The 22,242-nt window shown below is 39.6% G+C and carries 20 protein-coding genes and 1 pseudogene; 7 read left to right on the plus strand and 14 right to left on the minus strand.

What is annotated here, in order from left to right; translation table 11 throughout:
* Positions 1 to 27: 27 nt before the first annotated feature.
* Positions 28 to 297, minus strand: a pseudogene (locus tag PSM_RS08930) (HvfA family oxazolone/thioamide-modified RiPP metallophore); the annotation flags it as partial.
* A 188-nt stretch (positions 298 to 485) separates the two neighbouring features.
* Here PSM_RS08930 and PSM_RS08935 point away from each other — a divergent pair.
* Both PSM_RS08935 and PSM_RS08940 read left to right on the plus strand, forming a co-directional pair.
* Positions 486 to 1,466 (plus strand): tRNA-dihydrouridine synthase, encoded by a 981-nt coding sequence (locus PSM_RS08935; protein ID WP_008466224.1) that lies wholly within the window; start codon positions 486 to 488, stop codon positions 1,464 to 1,466.
* A 59-nt stretch (positions 1,467 to 1,525) separates the two neighbouring features.
* On the plus strand, positions 1,526 to 1,852 hold the full coding sequence (locus PSM_RS08940) for a TraR/DksA family transcriptional regulator (protein ID WP_013465198.1): 327 nt from the start codon (positions 1,526 to 1,528) through the stop codon (positions 1,850 to 1,852).
* Positions 1,853 to 1,866: 14 nt separating this feature from the next.
* Here the strand turns inward: PSM_RS08940 and PSM_RS08945 are convergent, their stop codons facing one another.
* The 9 genes from PSM_RS08945 to pyrC all read right to left on the minus strand — a co-directional run bounded on the left by PSM_RS08945 (position 1,867) and on the right by pyrC (position 10,465).
* A complete protein-coding gene (locus PSM_RS08945; protein ID WP_013465199.1) occupies positions 1,867 to 2,910 on the minus strand; it encodes a hypothetical protein in 1,044 nt (347 codons plus the stop codon).
* A 61-nt stretch (positions 2,911 to 2,971) separates the two neighbouring features.
* A complete protein-coding gene (locus PSM_RS08950; RefSeq protein ID WP_013465200.1) occupies positions 2,972 to 4,231 on the minus strand; it encodes a tetratricopeptide repeat protein in 1,260 nt (419 codons plus the stop codon).
* A gap of 11 nt (positions 4,232 to 4,242) precedes the next feature.
* Entirely contained in the window at positions 4,243 to 4,860 is a 618-nt protein-coding gene (locus PSM_RS08955; RefSeq protein ID WP_013465201.1) for an energy transducer TonB, read from the minus strand.
* On the minus strand, positions 4,860 to 5,264 hold the full coding sequence (locus tag PSM_RS08960; RefSeq protein ID WP_006792384.1) for an ExbD/TolR family protein: 405 nt from the start codon (positions 5,262 to 5,264) through the stop codon (positions 4,860 to 4,862). The genes PSM_RS08955 and PSM_RS08960 overlap by 1 nt, the downstream gene beginning before the upstream one ends.
* Before the next feature lie 14 nt (positions 5,265 to 5,278).
* The gene (locus PSM_RS08965) at positions 5,279 to 5,803 is read right to left on the minus strand and encodes a MotA/TolQ/ExbB proton channel family protein (RefSeq protein WP_008109346.1); all 525 of its coding nucleotides are present in this window, start codon (positions 5,801 to 5,803) and stop codon (positions 5,279 to 5,281) included.
* On the minus strand, positions 5,803 to 7,167 hold the full coding sequence (locus tag PSM_RS08970; protein ID WP_013465203.1) for a MotA/TolQ/ExbB proton channel family protein: 1,365 nt from the start codon (positions 7,165 to 7,167) through the stop codon (positions 5,803 to 5,805). The genes PSM_RS08965 and PSM_RS08970 overlap by 1 nt, the downstream gene beginning before the upstream one ends.
* Before the next feature lie 6 nt (positions 7,168 to 7,173).
* Positions 7,174 to 7,944 carry a DUF3450 domain-containing protein gene (locus PSM_RS08975; protein WP_013465204.1) on the minus strand — a complete coding sequence of 257 codons (771 nt, stop codon included), beginning with the start codon at positions 7,942 to 7,944 and terminating at the stop codon, positions 7,174 to 7,176.
* Positions 7,945 to 8,799: 855 nt separating this feature from the next.
* Entirely contained in the window at positions 8,800 to 9,003 is a 204-nt protein-coding gene (locus tag PSM_RS08980) for a cold-shock protein (RefSeq protein WP_004588138.1), read from the minus strand.
* 421 nt (positions 9,004 to 9,424) lie between these two features.
* Positions 9,425 to 10,465, minus strand: coding sequence for a dihydroorotase (gene pyrC, locus PSM_RS08985; protein ID WP_013465206.1), 1,041 nt, complete (start codon positions 10,463 to 10,465; stop codon positions 9,425 to 9,427).
* 207 nt (positions 10,466 to 10,672) lie between these two features.
* Between pyrC and PSM_RS08990 the strand changes: the two genes are divergently transcribed.
* From PSM_RS08990 to PSM_RS09000, 3 genes are all read left to right on the plus strand, one after another.
* Entirely contained in the window at positions 10,673 to 13,042 is a 2,370-nt protein-coding gene (locus PSM_RS08990) for a bifunctional diguanylate cyclase/phosphodiesterase (protein ID WP_016900410.1), read from the plus strand.
* A gap of 759 nt (positions 13,043 to 13,801) precedes the next feature.
* Positions 13,802 to 14,689, plus strand: coding sequence for a LysR family transcriptional regulator (locus PSM_RS08995; protein WP_008114241.1), 888 nt, complete (start codon positions 13,802 to 13,804; stop codon positions 14,687 to 14,689).
* Positions 14,690 to 14,743: 54 nt separating this feature from the next.
* Positions 14,744 to 15,508, plus strand: a complete 765-nt coding sequence (locus PSM_RS09000) for a YdcF family protein (protein WP_029610013.1) — start codon at positions 14,744 to 14,746, stop codon at positions 15,506 to 15,508.
* A gap of 130 nt (positions 15,509 to 15,638) precedes the next feature.
* On the opposite strand, the gene PSM_RS09005 is transcribed toward PSM_RS09000, so the two are convergent.
* Positions 15,639 to 16,208, minus strand: a complete 570-nt coding sequence (locus PSM_RS09005; RefSeq protein WP_013465211.1) for a DedA family protein — start codon at positions 16,206 to 16,208, stop codon at positions 15,639 to 15,641.
* Between the two features lie 336 nt (positions 16,209 to 16,544).
* The gene (locus PSM_RS09010) at positions 16,545 to 17,297 is read right to left on the minus strand and encodes a Nif3-like dinuclear metal center hexameric protein (protein ID WP_013465212.1); all 753 of its coding nucleotides are present in this window, start codon (positions 17,295 to 17,297) and stop codon (positions 16,545 to 16,547) included.
* Positions 17,298 to 17,447: 150 nt separating this feature from the next.
* On the opposite strand from PSM_RS09010, the gene PSM_RS09015 reads away from it, so the two are divergent.
* The gene (locus PSM_RS09015; RefSeq protein ID WP_013465213.1) at positions 17,448 to 17,810 is read left to right on the plus strand and encodes a hypothetical protein; all 363 of its coding nucleotides are present in this window, start codon (positions 17,448 to 17,450) and stop codon (positions 17,808 to 17,810) included.
* 32 nt (positions 17,811 to 17,842) lie between these two features.
* On the opposite strand, the gene PSM_RS09020 is transcribed toward PSM_RS09015, so the two are convergent.
* Complete coding sequence (locus PSM_RS09020) at positions 17,843 to 18,319, minus strand: HPP family protein (protein WP_013465215.1); 477 nt, start codon at positions 18,317 to 18,319, stop codon at positions 17,843 to 17,845.
* Between the two features lie 101 nt (positions 18,320 to 18,420).
* Here PSM_RS09020 and PSM_RS09025 point away from each other — a divergent pair, with 101 nt between their 5' ends.
* Positions 18,421 to 18,996, plus strand: coding sequence for a TetR/AcrR family transcriptional regulator (locus PSM_RS09025; RefSeq protein WP_013465216.1), 576 nt, complete (start codon positions 18,421 to 18,423; stop codon positions 18,994 to 18,996).
* A 63-nt stretch (positions 18,997 to 19,059) separates the two neighbouring features.
* Here the strand turns inward: PSM_RS09025 and PSM_RS09030 are convergent, their stop codons facing one another.
* The gene (locus PSM_RS09030) at positions 19,060 to 22,233 is read right to left on the minus strand and encodes an amidohydrolase family protein (protein WP_013465217.1); all 3,174 of its coding nucleotides are present in this window, start codon (positions 22,231 to 22,233) and stop codon (positions 19,060 to 19,062) included.
* Positions 22,234 to 22,242 lie beyond the last annotated feature (9 nt).

Here is a 22,242-nt window from a genome sequence, read left to right on the forward strand (position 1 = left end):
TAACGTATTTAAAAGAAAAGTTTAGTGACCACCGCATTTACCTTCGCCACATTTACCTTCTTTTTTGGTTTTAGCTTCACCGCATTTACCTTCGCCACACTTGCCTTCTTTTTTGGTTTTAGCTTCACCGCATTTACCTTCGCCGCACTTGCCTTCACCTGCGTCTAACTGGTAACCAGCAACCATTTGCTGAAATTCAAATGGGTTAGCTTGTACATCTGCACTGGCCATACTTGCACTGCCAACAACCACTGCGCCGAGTGTTAATGCAATTGAATTTTTCTTTATTGTATTCATTTTTTATTACCTTCTAAACTTGTTGAACATCATTATACAAGTAGACCTGCATAAAACTAAAAACTTTCACATTATCTATTTTTTCAAAAATAACTTAGTAAACTAACTATAAACCCTAATAAGCGTTTTATCAATTTATGATTTACAGGTAAACTGGCGCTCTTTTTCAGTAATAAATTAATCACACTATGAAACTTGTTTTAGCACCGATGGAAGGTGTCGTTGACTTTAAAATGCGCCAACTACTCACCGACATAGGTGGCTTCGATCTTTGTGTGACCGAATTTATCCGTGTTGTAGATACTTGCCTTCCAGATAAAGTATTTCACCGTTATTGCCCTGAACTTAAAAATGCGGGGCTCACTCGTAGTGGCACGCCAGTTCGCATTCAGTTATTAGGCCAAGTAGCCGACGTGTTAGCAGAAAATGCTGTAAAAGCAATTGGCTTAGGCTCTCATGGTGTTGATTTAAACTTTGGTTGCCCAGCAAAAACTGTCAATAAAAGCAAAGGCGGTGCTGTATTACTCAAAGATCCAGATCATATGTACTCGATTATAAAAACGGTAAGGGATGCCGTTGATGATGAGCATGAAGTAAGTGCTAAAATTCGCTTAGGTTTTGATGATGATAGTAATAGCCAAGAAATTGTCGATGCCGTTGTTAGCGCTGGTGCTAACAGCATTGCTATACATGCACGTACTAAACGCGATGGCTACAATCCACCCGCCTATTGGGAAAAAATCCCTCCTTTGGTCAAAGATAAAAAAATTGCAGTGGTCGCCAATGGGGAGATTTGGCAGGTAGAAGATGCCCTTTTATGCCAAAAGCGCAGCGGTTGCACTGACTTAATGATTGGTCGTGGCGCGCTTTCACATCCTGATCTAGCAAGAAAAATTAAAGCGCAGGTTAATAAAGAAAGCTACAGTGAACTGACATGGGAAAATATTTTACACCATATTATTCATTCATCTATGCACCAAACAGCAAGCAAAGATACTAAATACTTTGCCTCACGCACAAAACAATGGCTTGGTTATTTAAAACGCCAATATCCACAAGCAGGACTATTATTTGATGAAATTCGTCGTTTAAAAGCCAAGGATGAAGTAGCCGAAGTGTTAAAGAAGTATGCGAAAGCGCCACAATTTGATACAAATCATAACATCTAAGATAATCTAACTAGATAATAGCAGTATCACTGAGGACTAATTTAAGGGTTATACTGCTAATGCATCATCAGCAACGACTAAACGATGAAATTGAAAGTGTTAAAGCGACTATATTAGGCTTGCTATCACAATCTACACACCCTACACATCAAAATTTGCTTTGTATACTAACCCGTACCTCAAATGAAGAGTGGCTTGATATAGCAGCTCAGCAATTAGGCACCGAGTATAATCCCTTGATTGAGCGTATGAATAAGCTTGAAGCGGCAATAAGCCAAATTGACATTGGCCAGTATGGTTACTGTTGTGACTGTGAGGAAAAAATATCAGCGCAGCGCTTGGAGCAAGACCCTGCAGCGCAGCGATGTGATCAGTGCGCTAGTTAATAGCGCACTAAAGTTTAATTAAGTAGTTGTGGAGCAAAACTAAACGCTTGCCCTGGATAAAAAAGAATATCTTCAACTAATAAAGTCGCTTCCTCTTCACTTATGTTTAATCGTTTAAGTAAATTTAAGCGTGCTTGTGACAATGTCCAAGCGTGATAATGCACCCCTAGATCAGTTTCCATCATAGCCATATAGAGCAATTCATCGGCTGGTTCTAATTGTGAAGCGTTAGCCCTCAGAGGTAATAGCGTATAACCCGTTAACCAGTCTAAACCCGCTATTTTCGAATCAGTTAAAAGTAATGTGGTAAGCTGTGAGGCATTTGAGGCTTCTACCGTTGTTTGCTGTTTTTGACTCTGCATTGATTTGAATTTGCTATCAATACGACTTAGCCACTCAAGCGGTGAGAGCACAGCATTTGCAAAATAATTTAATTTACTTTGATACCACTGACTGCCATTAGCAAGGCCTGATAAACCAATGCTGCCTCTTGGCTTATAGTCCGCCAAATAATTGTTTAACTCACTCAACGCTGCATTAAGTTCAACCGGTGTGTTAGTGCGATTTATGGCTTGTTGCACGTACTTTTTTAAATAACTATGTTCAACTTTATTTAGCTTTAAATTACTTTGCTCGGCAGCTTCTAGCTGAGATTTTACAAACCTTAACCATTGCTCAATATTTTTATACTGGGCATCATTTTTCGCCATAGTGAGCATATTAGCCAAAACATTTGTTTGTGCAGGCCATGCAAAATAGCGCTCTGGGAATCGCTCAGCAATAACTAAATAATTAACCTGATTGGTTTGCTCTGCTGATAACTGCATTTGCATTAGCTGCTGATAAATAGCGTGGCGACGCTCTAAATAAGCATCTGTAAAAGGGAGCTGCTCATTACTGAGCTGTGTAACCTGTGAATTCGGTTGCGCACTTAAAGCAGTATTAAGTGATATTAACGCGCTTTGCGCTTCTTCATAAGATGAAAATATATCTGTAGGCTTAGAGCAAGACGTTAACAGCAAACAAAATAGCAGTGAAATAATAGGCGTTTTTTTCATGTCAATTCCAATAAAAAAAGCCCCAATGGGGCTTTTTAAAAATACTAGAGTACATTAAATACTAAATTTTAACACCGTTGCGAGCGGCTTTATCTTTAATATATGTAGCCCAACCTTTAGCAAACCTACGTGTGCTTGGGTCGTCCATGGCTTTAGTAATAGCAGCATAAGCTTGCTTATACTTACCTTGGTAGTAAAACGCTTCAGCTAAATCTGAATAAATAGTGCCTTTTTTATCAGAGCCAAGCTCTAATGCTTTGTTCAAACGAACAACAGCAGCGCTGAATTTTTCAGATTGTAAAAGTAATGAACCTGCTTTGCGGTAGAGCTCAGCGTCGTCATCAAATTTAGCAGCTTCTTCGTAATACTTAGCAGCTTTCTCTATATCTTTCGAACGATGGTAGTTACTAGCAATCGCGCTAATATTTTGCTTAGTGCGTTTTACTTTCTCTTCTTTAACAGCCTTTTCAAGCGTTACTGCTGCTTTGTAAGGAATTTCGTTTAAAGAATAAAAGTTAGCCAGTACTTTGTATTCAACTTCGTTTTCGAAGTAACCATTCTTGTATGCAACTTCCATAGTTGCTAGACCTTTTTGGTAGTCTTCGGTTTGTAAATAATACTTACCTAAACCTACCCAAGATTTTTTGTCTTCAGGCCATACACGAACGATTTCTTCTGCAACTTTAACCATATCTTGATATTGCTTTTTCTCAAAATAGGCAGCTAATTTAAGTTGATAAGGAGCTTTATTTGGCTCTTCAGCTAACTTAATTGCTTTGTTTGCCGGCTCAAGAACCTGATCAAATTGTTTAAGCTCATAGCTTGCTTGCGCAATACGAGTGTAAACTTTCGGGTCCTCTTCACCTGTGAAGTCCATCCAATCAGAATATGCTTGCTTGGCAGCACTGTATTGTTCAGTACCCGCGTACATATCACCCAAGGTTTTTAAACCTTGAGCCTGATCAGCAAAGTTCAATACATCAGGTGCAATCGCTGCTTTCATATACTTAATTGCAACTTTGTATTGCTCTTTTTGAGCGTACATGCTGCCTAAGTAACGATTAACAGTTGCTTTATCAAAGTCATTAGACGGTTCTAACTCTTTCAATAACGCTATTGCACCATCAACATCATCTTCGTTATACAAATCAAACGCTTTAATTACTTTTTTACCAGTACGTTCGCCCATGATTTTAGTTTTTGCTTTCTTACGCTCTTCAATCTTTGCGTAATCTGGCGCCGCTAAAACAGGTGCAGTTAATGATGCACCTGACACAGACATAAGAATTGCAAGTGCAGTTACTTTGGAAAAATTTCTCATTACTCGCCTCCTTAGTTGCCTTGGTTAAGTTTAAAGTCTAGTTGAACTTGTAAACCAACTTGCTTTTGTGGTTTCCCGTCAATGATCTTAGGACGGTATTTCCACTTACGCAATGCACGTTTAGCTTCACGGTCAAAGATACGTTTTGGTTCTGCGTCGATAACATCAACGTCAATCACGCCACCTAACTCATCAATTGTGAATGAAAGTTGAACCCAACCTTCTTTACCATCACGTGCTGCTTGTGTTGGATATTTTGGTTCAATACGAACGATAGGTGTCGCATCACCATCTCGTCCAAATGCACCTGGACCACTTAGTCCACCGGCCGTGCTTCCCACATCGATACTTGGCATATTAAATGACAAGCCACCAGTATTTGGGTTGCTATTTTCCGGCTGTGGCGGCTGCGGTTTAGGCGGCTGCTTTGGCGGTGGCGGAGGCGGAGGCGGTACACGCTTCCTCTCCTGCACCTTAGATTCAGGCGGATTCGTCATAATTTCGACTATGATCTGCTCTTTTTGTTCCGTATTACGGTCAGCCCCACCAGAGATGAGGTATGCCATGAAGTAGAACAAGCCGAAAGTAACTGCCCCACCTGCAATCAGTGAAAACAGAAAACGAATCATTACTGATCTCCAGCTATTGAAATTCTCAGGTTATCACCCGTCGCTTTAATCTGGTCCATCACTTTAACCACTGTGCCGTGTTTTGCTTCTTTATCAGCTTGCAAAATTACAACATCAGTAGGTTGTTCTGCTAATAAACTTTCGATTTTTGCTGAAACACGTTCAACATCAACTTGCTGTTTATCAATCCAGATTGCACCGTCACTGCGAATTGCAATAAAAATGTTAGCATTTTTTTGCTTCGTAGCTTGGGCAGCTTTTGGTTTATTGACCTCGATACCAGCCTCTTTAACGAACGATGTAGTTACGATAAAGAAAATAAGCATGATAAATACGATGTCAAGCATTGGCGTCATATCTACCGCTGCTTCTTCTTCTTCACGAAAACGTTGTTTACGTGCCATATTTAATTCTCTCTCTAGTGATGAGGCATACTATCTACAAGCTTGGCTTTCACCATTCTCGCTCTTGCCTCAAGGCGTGAGCTAAAGAATACCCCAGATAGTGCCGCAACCATTCCAGCCATTGTTGGGATTGTTGCCATTGATATGCCTGATGCCATTAAACGTGCATTACCTGTACCTTGGGTTGCCATGGTTTCAAAAACCGCGATCATACCCGTAACAGTACCAAGTAAGCCTATTAAAGGACATATAGCTACTAATGTTTTAATCAACAACATACGCTGATCTAATTTTTCAGACGCTTCAGAAATCCATGCTTCACGGATTCTGTGTGCGTACCAAGACGTAGTGTCTTGGCGGGCATCCCACTTAGCTACAATTTCCTTCGTTAAACGAGGAAACTCAGCAAGTAAGAACCAATAGCGCTCAATCATTAAAACCCACATAAGAAAGAGTGCTATCGCGACCACGTATAAAACCTGGCCGCCTGTGCCAACAAAATCCCTGATAGATTCCCAGATCTCCATCAGGACTAGCATTAGGCTTTCTCCTTCTCCGCGTGAGTCGCGATGATACCCGCGCTTTGCTCATCAAGGATATGTAGTACCGACTTACTACGACCTGCAACAATTGAATGAAGTAGGATAAGTGGTAGTGCTGCAATTAGACCTAGCGCTGTAGTTACAAGTGCTAGAGAGATGTTACCAGCCATGATCTTCGGATCGCCCGTACCGAACAATGTGATTGTTTGGAACGTTAGGATCATACCGATTACCGTACCTAGTAGACCCAGTAATGGTGCGATAGCAGCAAGGATCTTGATGATGTTAATACCCGCTTCGATGCGTGGCGTTTCACGTAGAATCGCTTCATCAAGTTTAAGCTCAAGGTTTTCAACATCTTGATTTTTGTTGTCAGAGTACACTTTAAGAATACGACCCAATGGGTTGTTTGTATTCGGTGTAGACAAGTTCTTAAGCTGAGCTTTGATCTTAGAAGTAGTAAGCGCTAAATCAACGAAACGTACTAAGAAGATTAAAAGACCTACAGCAAGCAATACGGTGATGATGTAACCAACTTCAGCACCTTGCTCGTAGTACTCCATAAGAGACTTCTTCTGCGTGTTGATACGTAAGATTGCACCACGTGTAGGATCCACGTATACGCCAGCGTAGTTATCAGCTGAAGTACCTTCTAGATCAGAAATACCTTTTAAGATATAGCTGTCAGGTTGCTTACCTAGAGGCTGTATAGACTTAGTCTCTGGTGAGTAGATTAAGTAGCCATCGTCTGTAACTAAGTTGAAGTTACCGATACGTGTTACTTTTTTCATTGACGGGTTACCGTCAAGACCTGCAACTTCAGTTTCAAACGTTGAAACTTTAGCTGACTCAGTCATTTCTGTTTGAAGTGAAATCCAAAGTTCTTCTAGTTCACGAACTGTTGGAAGTTCTTTAGCCGCAGCTAATGAACGAAGTACTTCAGCACGACCTGGTTTTTCAGCACTTACTAAAGATGCTTCAATTGAACCAATCGCGTCAGCTGCTGCACGACGAACAACACCAAACATTTCACCTAACGTACCTTGCGCGTTTTGAAGAGCTTGCTCTTTTTCCGCTAAAGTATTTTCGTTTTGTGCATATTCTTTGCTAAGACGATCACCACGTGCTTTTTCAGCAGCTAATTGGCTTTTCGCTTTGTTAAGTAACGCTTGCTTATCAGCACGATCTGATAAGAACTCTTGTTCACGTTGCTTATTGATTTTCCCTTCAGAAATACGCTCTTGCTTTACTTGCTCAAGAATTTTATCTAAAGCATCAGTATTTGCATGTGCATTAAGCGCGGTACCGGCAGAAACAGACAGTACTGCTGCAACAGCAAAACCTTTAAATAGTTTCTTCATTATTGATTACTCCGCGCCAAAAATTGGTAGTTTAACAAGTTCTAGTGTCGCTTGCTTACGCGCCATACGGATCACTTCTTTAACAGGCTTTAGGTATTCTTCACCTAATTCTTTCCACTGTTTAGTGTTGTTATCCCACACCCAAGCGTGTTTTAGATCGAATGATTGCGCTACATAAGTGATACGACCTAAACGACCGATATCAACGTTAATGCTACGACCATCAACATCTAAAGTACCTTGAGAAGCAGTTACAGCTGAACTGTATGCTGTTTCAACAGTGTACGCTTCAAGTACCTGACGGAACTTCTCAGACGTTGTTACAGATGCAGATGCCATGATCTCACGTAACCTTTCAACACGTCCAAGACGTGTTTCAAGGTTAAATGGAACGTCCGCTTTGATGAATTGCTCAAGCGTATCGATCATGCGATACATCAAAGGCACAACGTTTTGTTTAGTGTTATCGATAGTCGCGATTTGACGATCGAACGATGCGATAGACGCATTTTGGTCAGCGACCAAACGTGCTACGTGATCGTTGTACACTTTCATAAGTTCAGTCTCATCAACGATGCTACGGTACTCAGCGATTAGCTCCTGAGTTTGACCATATACATTGTCAATTTTAGTTTGAGACTTAACCGCAGCCTTTTGAATTGTTTGACCTGCTTTTTGCACGTCATTCAAAGGATCTGCAATCACATTGCTGCTTGCAAATGCAAAAGCGCCAACCAACGCAGTTGCTACAAGACTCTTTCTGATTTTAACAGACATAGTTCCCAACCAATTAAGTAATGTTACTTTTATAATTTAATTATCAACCCGCAAGGGGAAGACAACCCTGATATCTTTTAATAGATATCAACTTACCAATAATGCTAAATGCATTAAGTCATGTCAACTTCATGTTTCGCATAACCTATAAATAAATCAGCTTGTTTGTAAGATATTTAAAGGGCTCACACAAAAAAATTAACATTATCGTAACTAACGTGACAAATGCAATTTCAGCAAAGCCAGATATAGTAAGAATACTGATAAACCACCTAGTTAAAGTAAACAAAAATATAACATTTAAAATTAACTTAATCGTGGCTGAAAAAAAATTAAAAATAAGCTTATTTTCTGTCCCGAATATTCTTTTTTAGTGGTTTTTGAGACTTTTTAAGCTAAAAATACAGCTAATCGTTATTATTCGCGCATTCGTCGCATAGTAATAAGGACGTGCCGATTATCTAAAAAGCAATACAAAGGAGGGGAAATAGATTACAAAGAATCATTTTTATTAACACCTGTGTTTTTTGTTTCTACTGATCATTAATATCCTGCCGATTTTTTATATTTTTCCATGGAGAAATATCAATCTTACGCACTTTTATGAACTCAATATAATTAAACTCACATCAAGCAGTAGACTAAATTTAAATCGCTAGGTGATCATTGGCCAACAACGGACTAGTGCATAAAGGTTTACGTTTAATTTGGTATATCGGGGTTAAAAATATGAATAACGGATATCAGAAATGAAAGGCAATACAGAGAGATTAAAAATAGAGTTGATAATTATTTAAGAATTATGGTGAAACAGGTTAGTGTTTCACCACGATGAACTTAGGTTCACATAATAAATTATGCTACTTCTACGTTCTCAGCTTCAGGGCCTTTTTGACCTTGCTTGATGCTGAAAGTCACTGCTTGACCTTCGCTAAGAGTGCGAAAACCAGAACCAGTGATTGCGCTGAAATGTACAAACACGTCAGGACCATTTTCTTGTTCAATGAAACCAAAGCCTTTAGCTTCGTTGAAAAATTTTACTTTACCAGTAACCGACATACTAAATTTTCCTGTAAGTCAATAATTAAAATTCAGCCATATAATTATGGCAATATCCTCCCTGAGTCAATGCCCAAAAAACTGGAGGTGATAGTACAGGAAGAAGTAATAACCAAACCGGTAACCTTAAACGCAGCACAATACCGTAATTCAATACGCAAAAACTCAAAGCCAATTAAGATTAACACATTAAAATTTTTTTAGCTCTATTAATTAGGATTTATTTTTGAAGTTTCATTGTTTTACTAACTACGGTGTAACCTTTTAATTTTTATAGAAAATAACAAACAAAATATTGTATTTTTTATAAACAGATTACAATTGCTTTAAAATAGTTTTTATCAGTATATTTTTTAGCCACTTAAAATAAAAAAACCACCTTGAATTTAAGGTGGTTTAAAGTTTAGTGTTTAAATATTAACTATTTAACTTGCCAGTCGATAACGCTCTCAGCTTTGATTGGTACTACTTCAGAGTCACCTAGCGAGTAGCTTGCCGGCACTGTCCAAGGCGATTTTTCTAAGGTAATAGTGTCGGTGTTACGCGCTAAGCCATAAAAATCTGGACCAAAATGGCTTGCAAAGCCCTCTAACTTGTCAAGCGCACCAGCCTCTTCAAAAGCTTCAGCATAAAGTTCAATAGCAGCATGTGCAGTGTATGCACCTGCACAACCGCATGCAGCTTCTTTTTTATCTTTATAATGTGGCGCTGAATCAGTGCCTAAAAAGAATTTTTTATTGCCACTCGTTGCCGCCGCCATAAGTGCTTGCTGATGAATGTTTCGCTTTAATATAGGTAAGCAATAATAATGTGGGCGAATGCCCCCTGCTAACATATGGTTACGGTTGTATAGTAAATGATGCGCAGTAATTGTAGCTGCTACGTTATCAGAGGCACTTTCTACAAATTCTACCGCATCTTTCGTTGTTATGTGTTCAAGAACAATTTTAAGCTCAGGGAAGTCAGCGACAACATCGCCTAAAATAGTCTCTAAAAACACTTTTTCACGATCAAATATATCAATAGACGAGTCGGTTACTTCACCGTGGACGAGTAACAGCATGCCAACTTCTTGCATTGCTTTTAACACCGGATAAATATTTTTAACCGATGTTACGCCAGAATCTGAATTTGTGGTTGCACCCGCTGGGTACAATTTAGCTGCAAATATTTTACCCGTTGCTTTTGCCTTTTTTATCTCTTCTGGTGTCGTTTTATCAGTAAGATAAAGTACCATTAGTGGCTCAAACTGCCCTTGAGGTTTCGCTGCCATAATGCGCTCTCGGTACGATAATGCGGTTTCAGTACACGTGGCTGGCGGTACTAGGTTTGGCATAATGATCGCTCGGCCCATATAACGACTGATATCACGTACTGTATCTTTTAGCTGATCCCCGTCGCGTAAATGTACATGCCAATCATCGGGCCTAGTAATCGTTAGAGTTGTCATTTTGCTCGTCATCGTAAAATCCTAATGCTTAAGTTAACTGATCATAGGCATATGGGGTTTTCGAGTAAAGACCTTATTAAAAAATAATCCTTAGATACTATATATAAAGTAAACTTTACACTTCACGCTTCTCATTTATCGTTTTATTTTGTAGAAAGGTTAATATTAGGTTAACGTATGTACCTTTAATAATAATTATAAGGCCTACCTTCGTTGCCTATGTCGAACACTATCGATACTACTAAAGCGCTCGAAACTAAAACGGATCAATTGAGTATAATCAATCAGTTCTCCTCAAGTTTATTGCAACTGAATACGTTAGAAGCGCTCTTTAGTTATGTCACCACACAAGTTGTTAATCGACTTGGATTTGTCGACTGCGTGATTTATTTAGCCGATGACAGCCAATCTACGCTAAATCAAGTAGCGTCTATGGGTATTGAAAGCGAACACACTAGTTATCAGTCAGAACGAAAGTTAATCCGCTTTAATGAGGGGATAACGGGCTATGCTGCATCAACTGGGCAAGCTTTAATAATAGGCGATGTAACTAAAGACAGCCGCTACATTGCTGATGAGCGCCCTGCGCAATCAGAGCTGTGTGTGCCTTTAATATATAAAGATAAAGTACTCGGCGTAATTGACTGTGAACACCCAATAAAAAATTACTTTACCAGTTCACATTTAGAAATTTTAACTACCGTTGCCCACTTACTAAGCGCAAAAATAAATCAAGTGAATACCGTCAACAGCTTGCAAGATACCGTTCGGCAACTTAATAATGCGCAAAAATTAGAAAGTAGCCTACTGCAAATAGCTAACTTAACCTATAAAGCACAAAATTTAGATACCTTTTTTAAATCGCTGCATGTGATTATTGATAGCCTTCTTAATGCAAGTAACTTTTTTATTGCTTTGTATGATAAAAAAGAAGATGTTCTAGATTTTGTCTATACCGTTGAAGGCGGTGTACAAACAAACACGCATAAAATTATTTCAAAAGATCAGTTAAAAGAAACAGCCTCTTACTATTTATTAATTAACGAGCGCCCTTTACTGCTTAATAAAGAGCAATACCGACACTATATAGAGCAAGGCCACTTTAAATTGGTCGGTGAACTAGCAGACTCTTGGCTTGGTGTGCCATATAAAGTTAATGAGCGCATGAGTGGCGTTATTGTCGTACAAAGCTATGACAAGCAACATTACTACAACGAACATGATAGCTCGCTGTTGACGTATGTGAGCCGACAAATAAGTATGGTTATAGACAGGCATTTAGCTCGCCAAGAACTCGAGCACAAAGCACTGCATGATGAACTAACAGGGCTTGCCAATCGTTCGTTACTAATAGAAAGAATGAAGCATGCAATTTTACGCTTGAATCGCGCTAAAAAAGGGACTTTTCATGCTCTGCTCTACCTTGATTTTGATCGCTTCAAAAGTATTAATGATTCGTTAGGCCATGAAGTAGGTGACCATTTTTTAATTGCTATTTGTAAATTGATTACTCAAACCGTTCGCAATACTGATACCTTTTCTCGCTTAGGTGGCGATGAGTTTGCTATTTTTATGGAAAATCTCAGTCATCGTGACCAAGTAAACGATGCCCTCGCTCGAATAAAAACCGCCCTGTCAGATCCCATTGATATTGATGGTCATTTACTGCAACCCTCTACCAGTATTGGCGTTGCATTTAGCGATAATGTAAACGATGAAGCATTTGTTTTATTACAGCAATCAGACGCGGCTATGTACGAAGCAAAATCATCAGGGCGTGGCCAAGTTAAGTTTTTTAATAATGTCATGCGTAACAAGTTAAAAACACATGCCGACCTTGAAAATGATTTACAACACGGTATTGAGCATGATGAGTTTGAACTGTATTTTCAGCCTATTTTTAACATTACTAGCAGTGACGTTATGGGGTTTGAAGCTTTAGTACGTTGGCATCACCCACGAAAAGGGTTTGTATCGCCAGGTGACTTTATCCCTATTGCAGAAAAAACGGGGCAGATTATCAATTTAGATTTGCATTTGCTCGACCTTGCAGCACAGCATATCGCTTTATGGCAACAACAAGGGCATCGTTTTTTACGCGTTACGGTTAATGTTTCATCTCGCCACTTCGCAAGTTTAGAGTTTGTGGATCAGCTTCATGCAATCTACAAAAAACATCAACTACCTTTAGGCTCATTATGTCTAGAAATAACCGAATCGGGATTGATTGAAAATTTAGAGTTAGCAACACAAATTATTCAAGGATTATCGCCTTTAAAAGTATTGCTCTGTTTAGATGACTTTGGCACCGGTTACTCTGCCCTTGGTTACTTGCATCAACTGCCTATTCATGTCCTTAAAATTGATAAAAGCTTTATCGATAATTTAAAAACCACGGCCAATCCATTGATTGATGCTATTTTAACCTTAGCCATTTCATTAGATCTTATTGTTATAGCAGAAGGGATAGAAAGCCCTGAACAACTCGCTATTTTGCAAAAAACCCAATGTGATTATGGCCAAGGCTTTTTAAAGTCTAAACCTGTTACAGCAAAAGAAGCTATTTTACTAATACATAGCCCTCTTTAATTAATAAGCCAGGTTTGCTGGCTTTTAAAAATCACAGTAATTTCTTACACGCTTTTGCCAGCCCATTAGCTGGCTGTTCTATTGAATGCTATATGACTTATTTTGCCAACACTAACTCATGCAACGTCACTTTACAGCTTTTTGCAACCTGCCTTATAACTGCTTACTTAAGTAAGGGTCTATTTAACCAGTAGAAAACCTTATAATTAGTTTGTGCCACATTGTTCTTAATAAAAATCTTTAACCCCGTTAGCGAATGCTTTAATACATTACATTATTTAAAGGCGTATACGAATTGGTATTAATGTATGCCAATGAGTAGCCCCTAATCATTCAATCCTTGCATTCGCTGCTTTTTTCAATCGTGTATCCTTTACACCTCAGTTGCGTTTACTGAGCTTTTGCCTGCCAAACCCTTCGCCGTAAATTTTAATTCGCATTTTAACCTCGCTATGAAACATCTAAATATTAATGTCGCGCTATAACCTACTTATTTTAGAGAGTTACATGACAATAAAGTTATCTGTTACCAGAACAATAATCATTAATAAAAAACTCAAACAAACATGAGACAAATTCAACAATAAATAAAAAACCAAACACTGTTTGACTCAATAAAGTTAAAAAACTTAATGTTCGCAGTAAAAAACACACTAAAGTGCAATTTTATAGCCATCCAGACGTTGAAACGGTTTTTGTAAAGGCGTAGTATGTAATGAATCTGAGCTATACTCACCATATCCATGAGATTTATTAAAGATGATTGACATTAAACACTTAAAAACAATTGCTACCCTTAAAGAAACGGGTTCTCTCGTCAATACAGCCCGCGAACTATTTTTAACTCAGTCAGCTTTATCACATCAAATCAAAGATTTAGAAAACAAATTAGACTGCCAGTTGTTTGAGCGTAAAACTCAACCAGTCCGATTTACACCTCAAGGTATGTTATTACTTGAATTAGCACACGAAATATTACCTAAATTAGAAGCCACCAAGTGCCGACTCAAAGAAAGTCTAAACCAGCCTATTTCGCAGCTGCGTTTAAGCGTTGAATGTCATGCCTGTTTTCATTGGTTATTGCCTACTATTAAAGAATTTAATAACTTTTGGCCTGATATAAAAATTGATTACGAGCGTGGCTTTAGTTACGACGCTATCCCAGACTTATTAAATGATGAATTAGATCTCGTGCTTACATCAGATATTCGCGACCCTGACAAACTTGAATATGCCCATTTGTTTGACTTTAAGCTGAAACTGATTGTGGCACCAGATCACGACTTAGCGAAAAAAGCCTATGTAACTGCGCTTGATTTGAAAAGCGAAACTATTATTTCTTACCCTATTCCGCGTGAGCGCCAAGATATATTTAAGCATTTCATCCAAAATGCGCGTTTTGACGGCACGCTAAAAACGGTTGATCAAGGTTTACTTATATTTCAATTAGTCAGTGCAGGTATGGGTGTGGCCGCCTTACCCGATTGGTTAGTAACCCCTTACGAAAGCCAAGGGTTAATTAAGTCAATTCCACTGGGCGCGCTTGGTTTAACGCGTCCAATGTACTTAGCGATGAAAAAAGACATGAAAGACAATCCAGTTTATCGTCACTTTTTAAACACCTGTAAATTAAATAACGGTCGATAAATCTTAAACTTATGAGTAACATGCTAATAAATATACTTAATCATGTTGCTCACTATGTTTGAACTAAAAAAAATACTGGGCGGCTTGCTCATGCCGTTACCTTTGTTGGGCTTAGTAAGCCTAATATTACTTATTTTTGCGCTCAAACAACGAAAAGTCGCAATCGCTATATCTTTAATGAGCCTAGCAACCCTGCTTATTGCCAGCACCCCTTTGGTGGCCAACTTACTGATTAAAAATAGCCAACCAACCTCATTAGCATTTAATTATCTTAAACACCCCAATATAGATAAAATTGTGGTGCTTGGCTGTGACATAAACCCCAACCCTGCATTGAGTGCTAACAGTCAGTTAGGTAATTGTGCGTTAACCCGTTTGGTGGAAGGAATGAGACTTGCTAACATTTATCCTCATGCGCAGCTGATTGTTTCAGGTGGGGGGTATGAGAAAGTCACCAACAGCGCGTTAATGTATAAAACCGCGATTAGCTTAGGTATTAATAAAAATCGTATTGTGCAAAATCCAAACGCAATGGATACCGCCCAAGAGGCAAAACTTTTAGCCTCAAAACTCGTTGATTACAAGGTCGCTTTAGTCACCTCAGTAAGCCATATGCCCAGAGCAAAAAATTTATTTAATGCGCAAGGCATTAACGTTATCCCCGCCTCAACCGACTACCACAACTTTGCCGCTTTCCCTTGGTATAAACAACTCATACCCAATGCAAAAGCACTACTAGTAGTCACCCAGTATGCTCATGAAGTTATTGGCAATGCGTGGATAAATGTACGCCGTACAATTAACCCTGAAGCACTTTAATTAAGTTAACGCTTATTACGCTGCGTAAATTCCCCCTAAAAAACCGCGATTATTTGCGTTTTACACAGGGGGTTATGAAAAAATCAAACTGAATATTCGTTTGATAGTAGCGTTGGGTGTTTTGTTATTCTTAGAGGGTTTTAACCTCAGCTGTTTTATTCCAAAGCCGGTACAGTGTCACTAAAAATACGCAAAGAAATAGCAGACTTAGTGCTGTTAAATTCTCAACACCTAAAGCATCAAAAGTAGCACCGAAAATGTAGCCTCCACCGACTAAAACAATAACCCATAGCAGTGCAGAGCATCCATTTAACACACTAAAGCGGCGCCAACTAATTGCTGTAAGACCTACGGGAATGGCACCAATCGTGCGTAATCCTTTAGGATAACGATATAAAAAAATGTAGGCTGTGCCATGGCGTTCAGCAAGCTCACTGGCTGTTTTAAATAATCGACCAAGGCGGCCTGGTTTTTCAAGCCATGCCGCGCCATACGCTCTTGCTATAGCAAAACGTAATTCATCGCCCAAGTATCCCCCCATAAAAGTAGCCAAAGCAACAAAACCAACATCTAGTGCGCCAGTATGTGCAGCATAGCCTGCGAACAAAGGTAGCCAACCACTTTTTAACGCACAATAACCAAAAAGTAACAGATAAACCAACAACCCGTACTGCTCAATTAAAGCTAATACCCCTTCCATTTCATTCCTTTAAAGTAACTACCTTAGTAGCAAGCAAAGTAACATTGTAATTTAAACGAGGTAAGTACAGTGAAAGATCTGTGTTTTTTGCAATATAAGAATGGATGTAATCGTGGCTCTGAGCGTAAGTTGATACCTATTACGTTTATTCAATTTTTTGGATGTATAAAGCCAAAAATAATTAACTCACAAAAAGGATAAAAGGGTATATAAAAAACCAACATACTGGCTTACTATAGTTTGCTAAATTAGCTATTTAGAACGCTATATTTTAAATAACCCACCCGAAATACGTTACAAGTAGGTTATTTATAAAATTACTTTTAAGTCATGTGTTTACACAGGATTGTCTATGTCAATAAATGTCACATCAAAGCCATGTTTATCGGCAAGGTATTCACCCAACGCTTTAATACCGTAGCGCTCGGTGGCGTGATGACCAGCGGCAAAAAAGTCGATATTTTGCTCGCGTGAGCTGTGAATGGTTTGCTCTGATGCCTCACCGGTTAAGTAAGCATCAATACCTTGATCGGCTGCTAAGTCGATATAGCCTTGCCCGCCACCTGTACACAAAGCGATGGTTTCAATTTTATCAGTACGTACTAAACTCGTTAGTGGCTCGCGCTTAAGCACTTGGCTTATTTTTTTAGCAAATTCACTGCCCGTTAACGGTGTTTTTAAACGTCCTTTCATCGCTACACTGTTGTTAGTTGGCTCAAGGCCTGCTTCAATTTCAATATCGAGCAATTGCGCCAGCTGTGCGTTATTACCCATTTCAGGGTGAATATCTAATGGCAAATGATAGGCAAATAAATTGATGTCTTTAGCTAAAAGCGCAGCCACACGACGTTTTTTCATGCCAGTGATAGGTTGTGACTCGCCTTTCCAAAAATAGCCATGGTGTACCAAAATGGCATCGGCATTATTTTCAATCGCGGCATCAATAAGTGCTTGGCTTGCCGTTACACCCGTTACTATGGTGCGTATCTCATCTTTACCTTCTACCTGAAGCCCGTTTGGACAAAAATCGTTAATGGTTTCTGGCTTTAACAGGGTGTTTAATAATTGATTAAATTCTCTACGTTGCATACTACTTACCTTACTTTGCACTGAATTTTGTACAAATTTTGGCGGTTATGCGCTAAAAATGAAAGGAAAATCGCAAAAAATTGAAAAACAGTTCTAAAATAGGTATAAATACCTCTTCTTTATCTGTGTAAACAACGTATAGGGTCTCTGATGAGCAAACTAGACAAAACAGAAGTGTTATCTGCCTTTGAAGCTGCATATGAAGCTGCCAACGGTAAAAAACCTGAAATAACAACTAAACCTGGCTGGTATAGCATTGATGGCGGCAAGAACATGCGCCTAGCTGATGTAGCAGAGCTGACTAAAGAATTAAGCTCTGGTAAGTCTACAAAAAAAGCTGCAGTAAAAGCACCTGCTAAAAAAACTAAAAAAGCTGCTCCTGTAAAAGCACAGAAAAAAGCGCCTTTCACCGTGATCAAACAAAACGAAGAAGGCTACACAGCAGAAGAGCTTTGGATAGTTGAGCTTGCTCGCAAAGATCACGATTGCCGCCTACCTCGCGGTGTTGTTTGATCAGCTGAGTGCTTTGTATAAAAGAAACCGCGTTAAGCGGTTTTTTTATATTTATTATCCATCAAGTATTGAATAAACCACCTCGCAACAAAGCCAGACAAAACTATAAATACAGTTCCTGCCAGTACTGGCATTATTAAAAAATCCCAACTTTGGCCAGACTCAATAATTAAGATAGGGTTTGCGCCGGCAGCAGGGTGAATAGTTTTTGTGATTATCATTAATGTTATAGCAATACCCACAGCCAGCCCAATCATAATCGCACTATCAGCACTATAGTAGCTAAAAACAACCCCAATCATTGCGGTCAGTATATGCCCCCCTATTACGTTTTTTGGCATAGCTAACGGGCTCTGCGGTACGCCAAAAACAAGTACAGCTGTTGCGCCGAATGGCGCCATTAACCAAATACCGTAATCACCCATATAATTTAGCCACGCCAAAAACCCCAAAACAAAAGTAGAAAAAACGCCTGCGATTAATGCCGACTTTATTTGCTCACTATGCATATTACCTCCTCAAAAGTAGACCGACTTGTCTACACCTGCAATATAGACAAGTCGGTCTACCTATGTCAAGCTGTGTTTTTACTGCTCAAATTTGGAATATCATGGATAAACAACAACAAATAATCAGTACGGCACTGAGTCTTTTTTATAAAAAGGGTATACACGCTGTTGGTATTAATGAAATTTTAGCTGTATCGGGCATTGCAAAAAAAACCTTATATAAGCACTTTGAAAGCAAAGACGCGCTTATTTGTGCTTGTTTAGTCTCACGTGACATCTGCTTTAACGCTTGGCTTAAAAAAATATGTATACAACCAAGTGCTATGTTAGTCGCACAGGCAATTTTTGCCGGACTGAAAAAGTGGATTAATAATGAGGTTTCAGAGTTAGGGTGTTTTAATGGCTGTTTTTTTATTAATACTGCAGCTGAGTACCCTGTAGAGAACGACCCTATTGCCAAACTTTGCAAACAGCACAAGCAAGCGAACTTTGAGATCATACTATCAGCTCTTTTAGAAACACCTGAATTTGCTCACAATAGAGAAAAAGCAATTGAAGCCACGCAACACTTACTTATTTTAAAGGAAGGTTATATATGTAGAGCGAGGGTGATGCATGATGTAACAGTGACTCCACCTAGTGATAATATTTTAAAAGCGATAGTAGCGGTTAGTTAAATAGGTAAATACAGTATAAAAAAAGCGGCTAAATAGCCGCTTATTAACTAAAAAATGGCTGCATTATTCAAAAAATAATGGTTCACGCTGTTTTTTGCCTACTTCGTTCATGGTGCCTGCGTCGAACAAACGGCCGTTGATCATGGTGTAATCAATTTTGTCTGAATCACGAATGTTTTTCAGTGGGTCGCCATCAATAACCATTAAATCTGCCAGTTTACCGACCTCTAATGAACCCACATTTTTATCTAGGCCTAAATATTTTGCCGGATCGAGTGTCGATGCTCTAATTGCTTCCAGTGGCGTCATGCCGCCTTGGGCAAACATCCACATTTCCCAATGCGCACCTAACCCCTCACGTTGACCATGCGCCCCCAAATTAACAAGTACACCTAAATCTTGTAACTCAGCCGCTACGCGAGCATTGTTAAAGTGATTATAGTGATGATCGGGTGCTTTAACTCGGCGCATTGAGCGCGGTAATAATTGGTTTTTAGGCACAAATTTACTTAAACGTGGATGATTCCATACGTCCGTTTTATCATACCAGTAGTTTTCACCCCAAATACCGCCATAGGCAACCACCAATGTAGGTGTGTAACCTACATCACTTTGTGACCATAGCTGCTTAATATCGTCATAAATATGTTCAACAGGAATTGAATGTTCAATACCTGTATGACCATCGACTACCATGCTCAAGTTATGTTGTAATAATGACCCCCCTTCAGGGACTACCATCATTTCAAGCATTCGCCCTGCTTCTATAACTTGCTGACGCTGCTCTCTGCGCGGTTGGTTATAAGATTTAACACTAAACGCACCCACTTTTTTAAGACGCTCTAAATGAAATTTAGCATCATCTAATGAGTCAATATGCGAGGTATACCCAGGCATATTCGCGCCGTATAAAATAGTACCGGTAGAGAAAATACGCGGACCAACGATCATCCCCGCTTTTTGCATTTCACTCGCGGTAAATATTTCAGTGGTATCGTTTGATGGGTCGTGAATAGTAGTAACACCCAGCGCAAGACCTGCTAAGTTTTTCCAGTTCTGCTGCGGGATAATTTCATCACTGGCTTGTGAGCCATGAGCATGGGCATCTACAATGCCAGGCATAATTGTTTTACCTGTTACATCAATGACCTTTGCCCCCTTAGGAATGCTCACACCGGCAGCAGTACCAATAGCTTTGATATGTTTGCCATCGGTAACAATAACGCCATTTTCAATGACCTTTTCACCCTCCATGGTAATAATTTTAGCGCCAGTTAATGCAATCATGCCCTGCGGTTCAGCCATTTTTTTACTAAAGCCGATGTTAGTACCGCTTTTTACTTTAACGTCTTTATCATCCGCTTTATTAATCGCAAACATACCCTCTAAACTGGCATGGTAAAGCTCAGGCCCCAGTGTCCAATACAGTTTATTGCTATTGGCACTCCAGCTAATGTTTTCACCGGCGCGTACAGATAGCTGCTCAATTGGAAATTGACTGTCTTTGGGCCCAATATTTATCGTTTTACCGCGCTCTACAAATGGAGTAACAAATACTTTAAAGCGCTCAGCAAAAGCTAAATACTCACCATCTGGAGAGACTCTAAATTCAGTGGCGTGCTCTGACTCATACAGTTTACGTACTTTTTTACTTTCAAGCGCTACCACACTCAACGTTGGTTTAGGCCATGGGCTCATAATATAAACACGATCGTTGGCACTGCCAAACTGAGGTTGATAGCCACTTTTAGAAATGAGCTCACTTTTTCCGCCTTTAGCACTAACACTGTATACCCCAGGATGCAGTGACCACTTAGGGTTTAAAATGCTGCCGCCGCTGGCTTTACGATACACCACGGTTTTGCCATCTGGACTAAATGTTGGCTCTACGTATTTTCCCGGCTCTTGTGTAATAGTGTCGCCACGACCACTACGTGCAGAGACGACACGCACGGTGCCTTGTTCGTTATCATCCCACGTTGTGTAGACAATGTTTTTGCCATCACGAGAATACTGCGGGAATAACTCATAATGATCGGTTTGCTTAGTTAAGCGCTTTATTTTTCCTGATTCTAAATCGCGCTTGTAAATATAACCAAGCGCTTCAAAAAGTGCGGTTTCACCATCAGGGCTAATTTGCACATTACGCAGCATTTTTACATCAAACTCATCAGTGTCGATATTTTGAGTAAAACGCACTGCTTTTTGAATTTTTTTCGTGGTGTCTACTTTAAATGCAATATCGCTAACTGATTTATCATCGACATTGAGTTTATGAAGGGTGCCACCAGCCCAAAATACCAGCTCTTCGTTATCTGGGGTCCACGCAATAGTCGGATATACGCCATGAATCGCCCACGTTTCTTGCATATCGCGCTCTAGTTTGTCGTATAGCTTAGTATGCTCACCACTGGTTAAATCATATAAGTACAGGCTGGTTTGAAAGTCATCACGCTTTATGTACGCTAGTTTTTTACCATCTGGCGACGGCGTCGGTCTTATTGCCCCGCCCATGCCACTTATAATGGTTTCTATGTCGCCTGTTTCACGGTCATAACGCTTAATTTTATAAATACCGGCAACAGAGTCTTTTGAATAATGAAAAGTTTTACCCGGGGTTGCATCATGCGAAAAATAAACATACCGACCATCCGGTGAAAACATGGGTTCACCTAAATCTTTTTGATCGTTTTCACGTTTAGTCAGTTGCACCCCTTTACCGCCGGCTTTGTGATAAAGCCAAACTTCACCCGCACCTAGCGAGCGACTGGCGGTAAAATGCTTACGTGCAACTAAATAATCGCCATCAGGGCTCCACGCAGGGCTATTGAGTAATCTAAATGTTTCGTCAGTGACGGCGGTTTGGTTTTCGCCGTTAACATCCATTATCCAAATATTGTCACCACCGCCTTGATCTGATGTAAAAGCAATGTGCTTGCCATCTGGGCTAAAGCGCGGCTGCATTTGCCATGCAATGTCTGAGGTTATTTTAGTCGCTTTACCACCACTCATTGGCATGGTGTAAATATCGCCCAGTAAATCAAATACTAAGGTTTCTCCGTCAGGACTTATATCGACATTCATCCATGTGCCTTGCTCTACACTAATAGATGCATCAACAAATTGCCCTTTAGGTGAATCAACTTGCCATTTTTTTTCATCCGTTTGCTCTGCGTGTGCGTGGCCTAATGCCAATGAAACCGATAACGCGAGTGCTGTTTGCAGCATTTTTTTCATGCTTATCTC

It is taken from the genome of Pseudoalteromonas sp. SM9913 (assembly GCF_000184065.1).
GTDB lineage: Bacteria > Pseudomonadota > Gammaproteobacteria > Enterobacterales > Alteromonadaceae > Pseudoalteromonas > Pseudoalteromonas tetraodonis.

Excerpts from the sequence above, each read along its gene's own strand:
- PSM_RS08935 (WP_008466224.1), top strand. The coding sequence starts at position 486 with ATGAAACTTGTTTTAGCACCGATGGAAGGTGTCGTTGACTTTAAAATG.
- PSM_RS08940 (WP_013465198.1), top strand. The coding sequence starts at position 1,526 with ATGCATCATCAGCAACGACTAAACGATGAAATTGAAAGTGTTAAAGCG.
- PSM_RS08945 (WP_013465199.1), bottom strand. The coding sequence starts at position 2,910 with ATGAAAAAAACGCCTATTATTTCACTGCTATTTTGTTTGCTGTTAACG.
- PSM_RS08950 (WP_013465200.1), bottom strand. The coding sequence starts at position 4,231 with ATGAGAAATTTTTCCAAAGTAACTGCACTTGCAATTCTTATGTCTGTG.
- PSM_RS08955 (WP_013465201.1), bottom strand. The coding sequence starts at position 4,860 with ATGATTCGTTTTCTGTTTTCACTGATTGCAGGTGGGGCAGTTACTTTC.
- PSM_RS08960 (WP_006792384.1), bottom strand. The coding sequence starts at position 5,264 with ATGGCACGTAAACAACGTTTTCGTGAAGAAGAAGAAGCAGCGGTAGAT.
- PSM_RS08965 (WP_008109346.1), bottom strand. The coding sequence starts at position 5,803 with ATGCTAGTCCTGATGGAGATCTGGGAATCTATCAGGGATTTTGTTGGC.
- PSM_RS08970 (WP_013465203.1), bottom strand. The coding sequence starts at position 7,167 with ATGAAGAAACTATTTAAAGGTTTTGCTGTTGCAGCAGTACTGTCTGTT.
- PSM_RS08975 (WP_013465204.1), bottom strand. The coding sequence starts at position 7,944 with ATGTCTGTTAAAATCAGAAAGAGTCTTGTAGCAACTGCGTTGGTTGGC.
- PSM_RS08980 (WP_004588138.1), bottom strand. The coding sequence starts at position 9,003 with ATGTCGGTTACTGGTAAAGTAAAATTTTTCAACGAAGCTAAAGGCTTT.
- pyrC (WP_013465206.1), bottom strand. The coding sequence starts at position 10,465 with ATGACGAGCAAAATGACAACTCTAACGATTACTAGGCCCGATGATTGG.
- PSM_RS08990 (WP_016900410.1), top strand. The coding sequence starts at position 10,673 with ATGTCGAACACTATCGATACTACTAAAGCGCTCGAAACTAAAACGGAT.
- PSM_RS08995 (WP_008114241.1), top strand. The coding sequence starts at position 13,802 with ATGATTGACATTAAACACTTAAAAACAATTGCTACCCTTAAAGAAACG.
- PSM_RS09000 (WP_029610013.1), top strand. The coding sequence starts at position 14,744 with ATGTTTGAACTAAAAAAAATACTGGGCGGCTTGCTCATGCCGTTACCT.
- PSM_RS09005 (WP_013465211.1), bottom strand. The coding sequence starts at position 16,208 with ATGGAAGGGGTATTAGCTTTAATTGAGCAGTACGGGTTGTTGGTTTAT.
- PSM_RS09010 (WP_013465212.1), bottom strand. The coding sequence starts at position 17,297 with ATGCAACGTAGAGAATTTAATCAATTATTAAACACCCTGTTAAAGCCA.
- PSM_RS09015 (WP_013465213.1), top strand. The coding sequence starts at position 17,448 with ATGAGCAAACTAGACAAAACAGAAGTGTTATCTGCCTTTGAAGCTGCA.
- PSM_RS09020 (WP_013465215.1), bottom strand. The coding sequence starts at position 18,319 with ATGCATAGTGAGCAAATAAAGTCGGCATTAATCGCAGGCGTTTTTTCT.
- PSM_RS09025 (WP_013465216.1), top strand. The coding sequence starts at position 18,421 with ATGGATAAACAACAACAAATAATCAGTACGGCACTGAGTCTTTTTTAT.
- PSM_RS09030 (WP_013465217.1), bottom strand. The coding sequence starts at position 22,233 with ATGAAAAAAATGCTGCAAACAGCACTCGCGTTATCGGTTTCATTGGCA.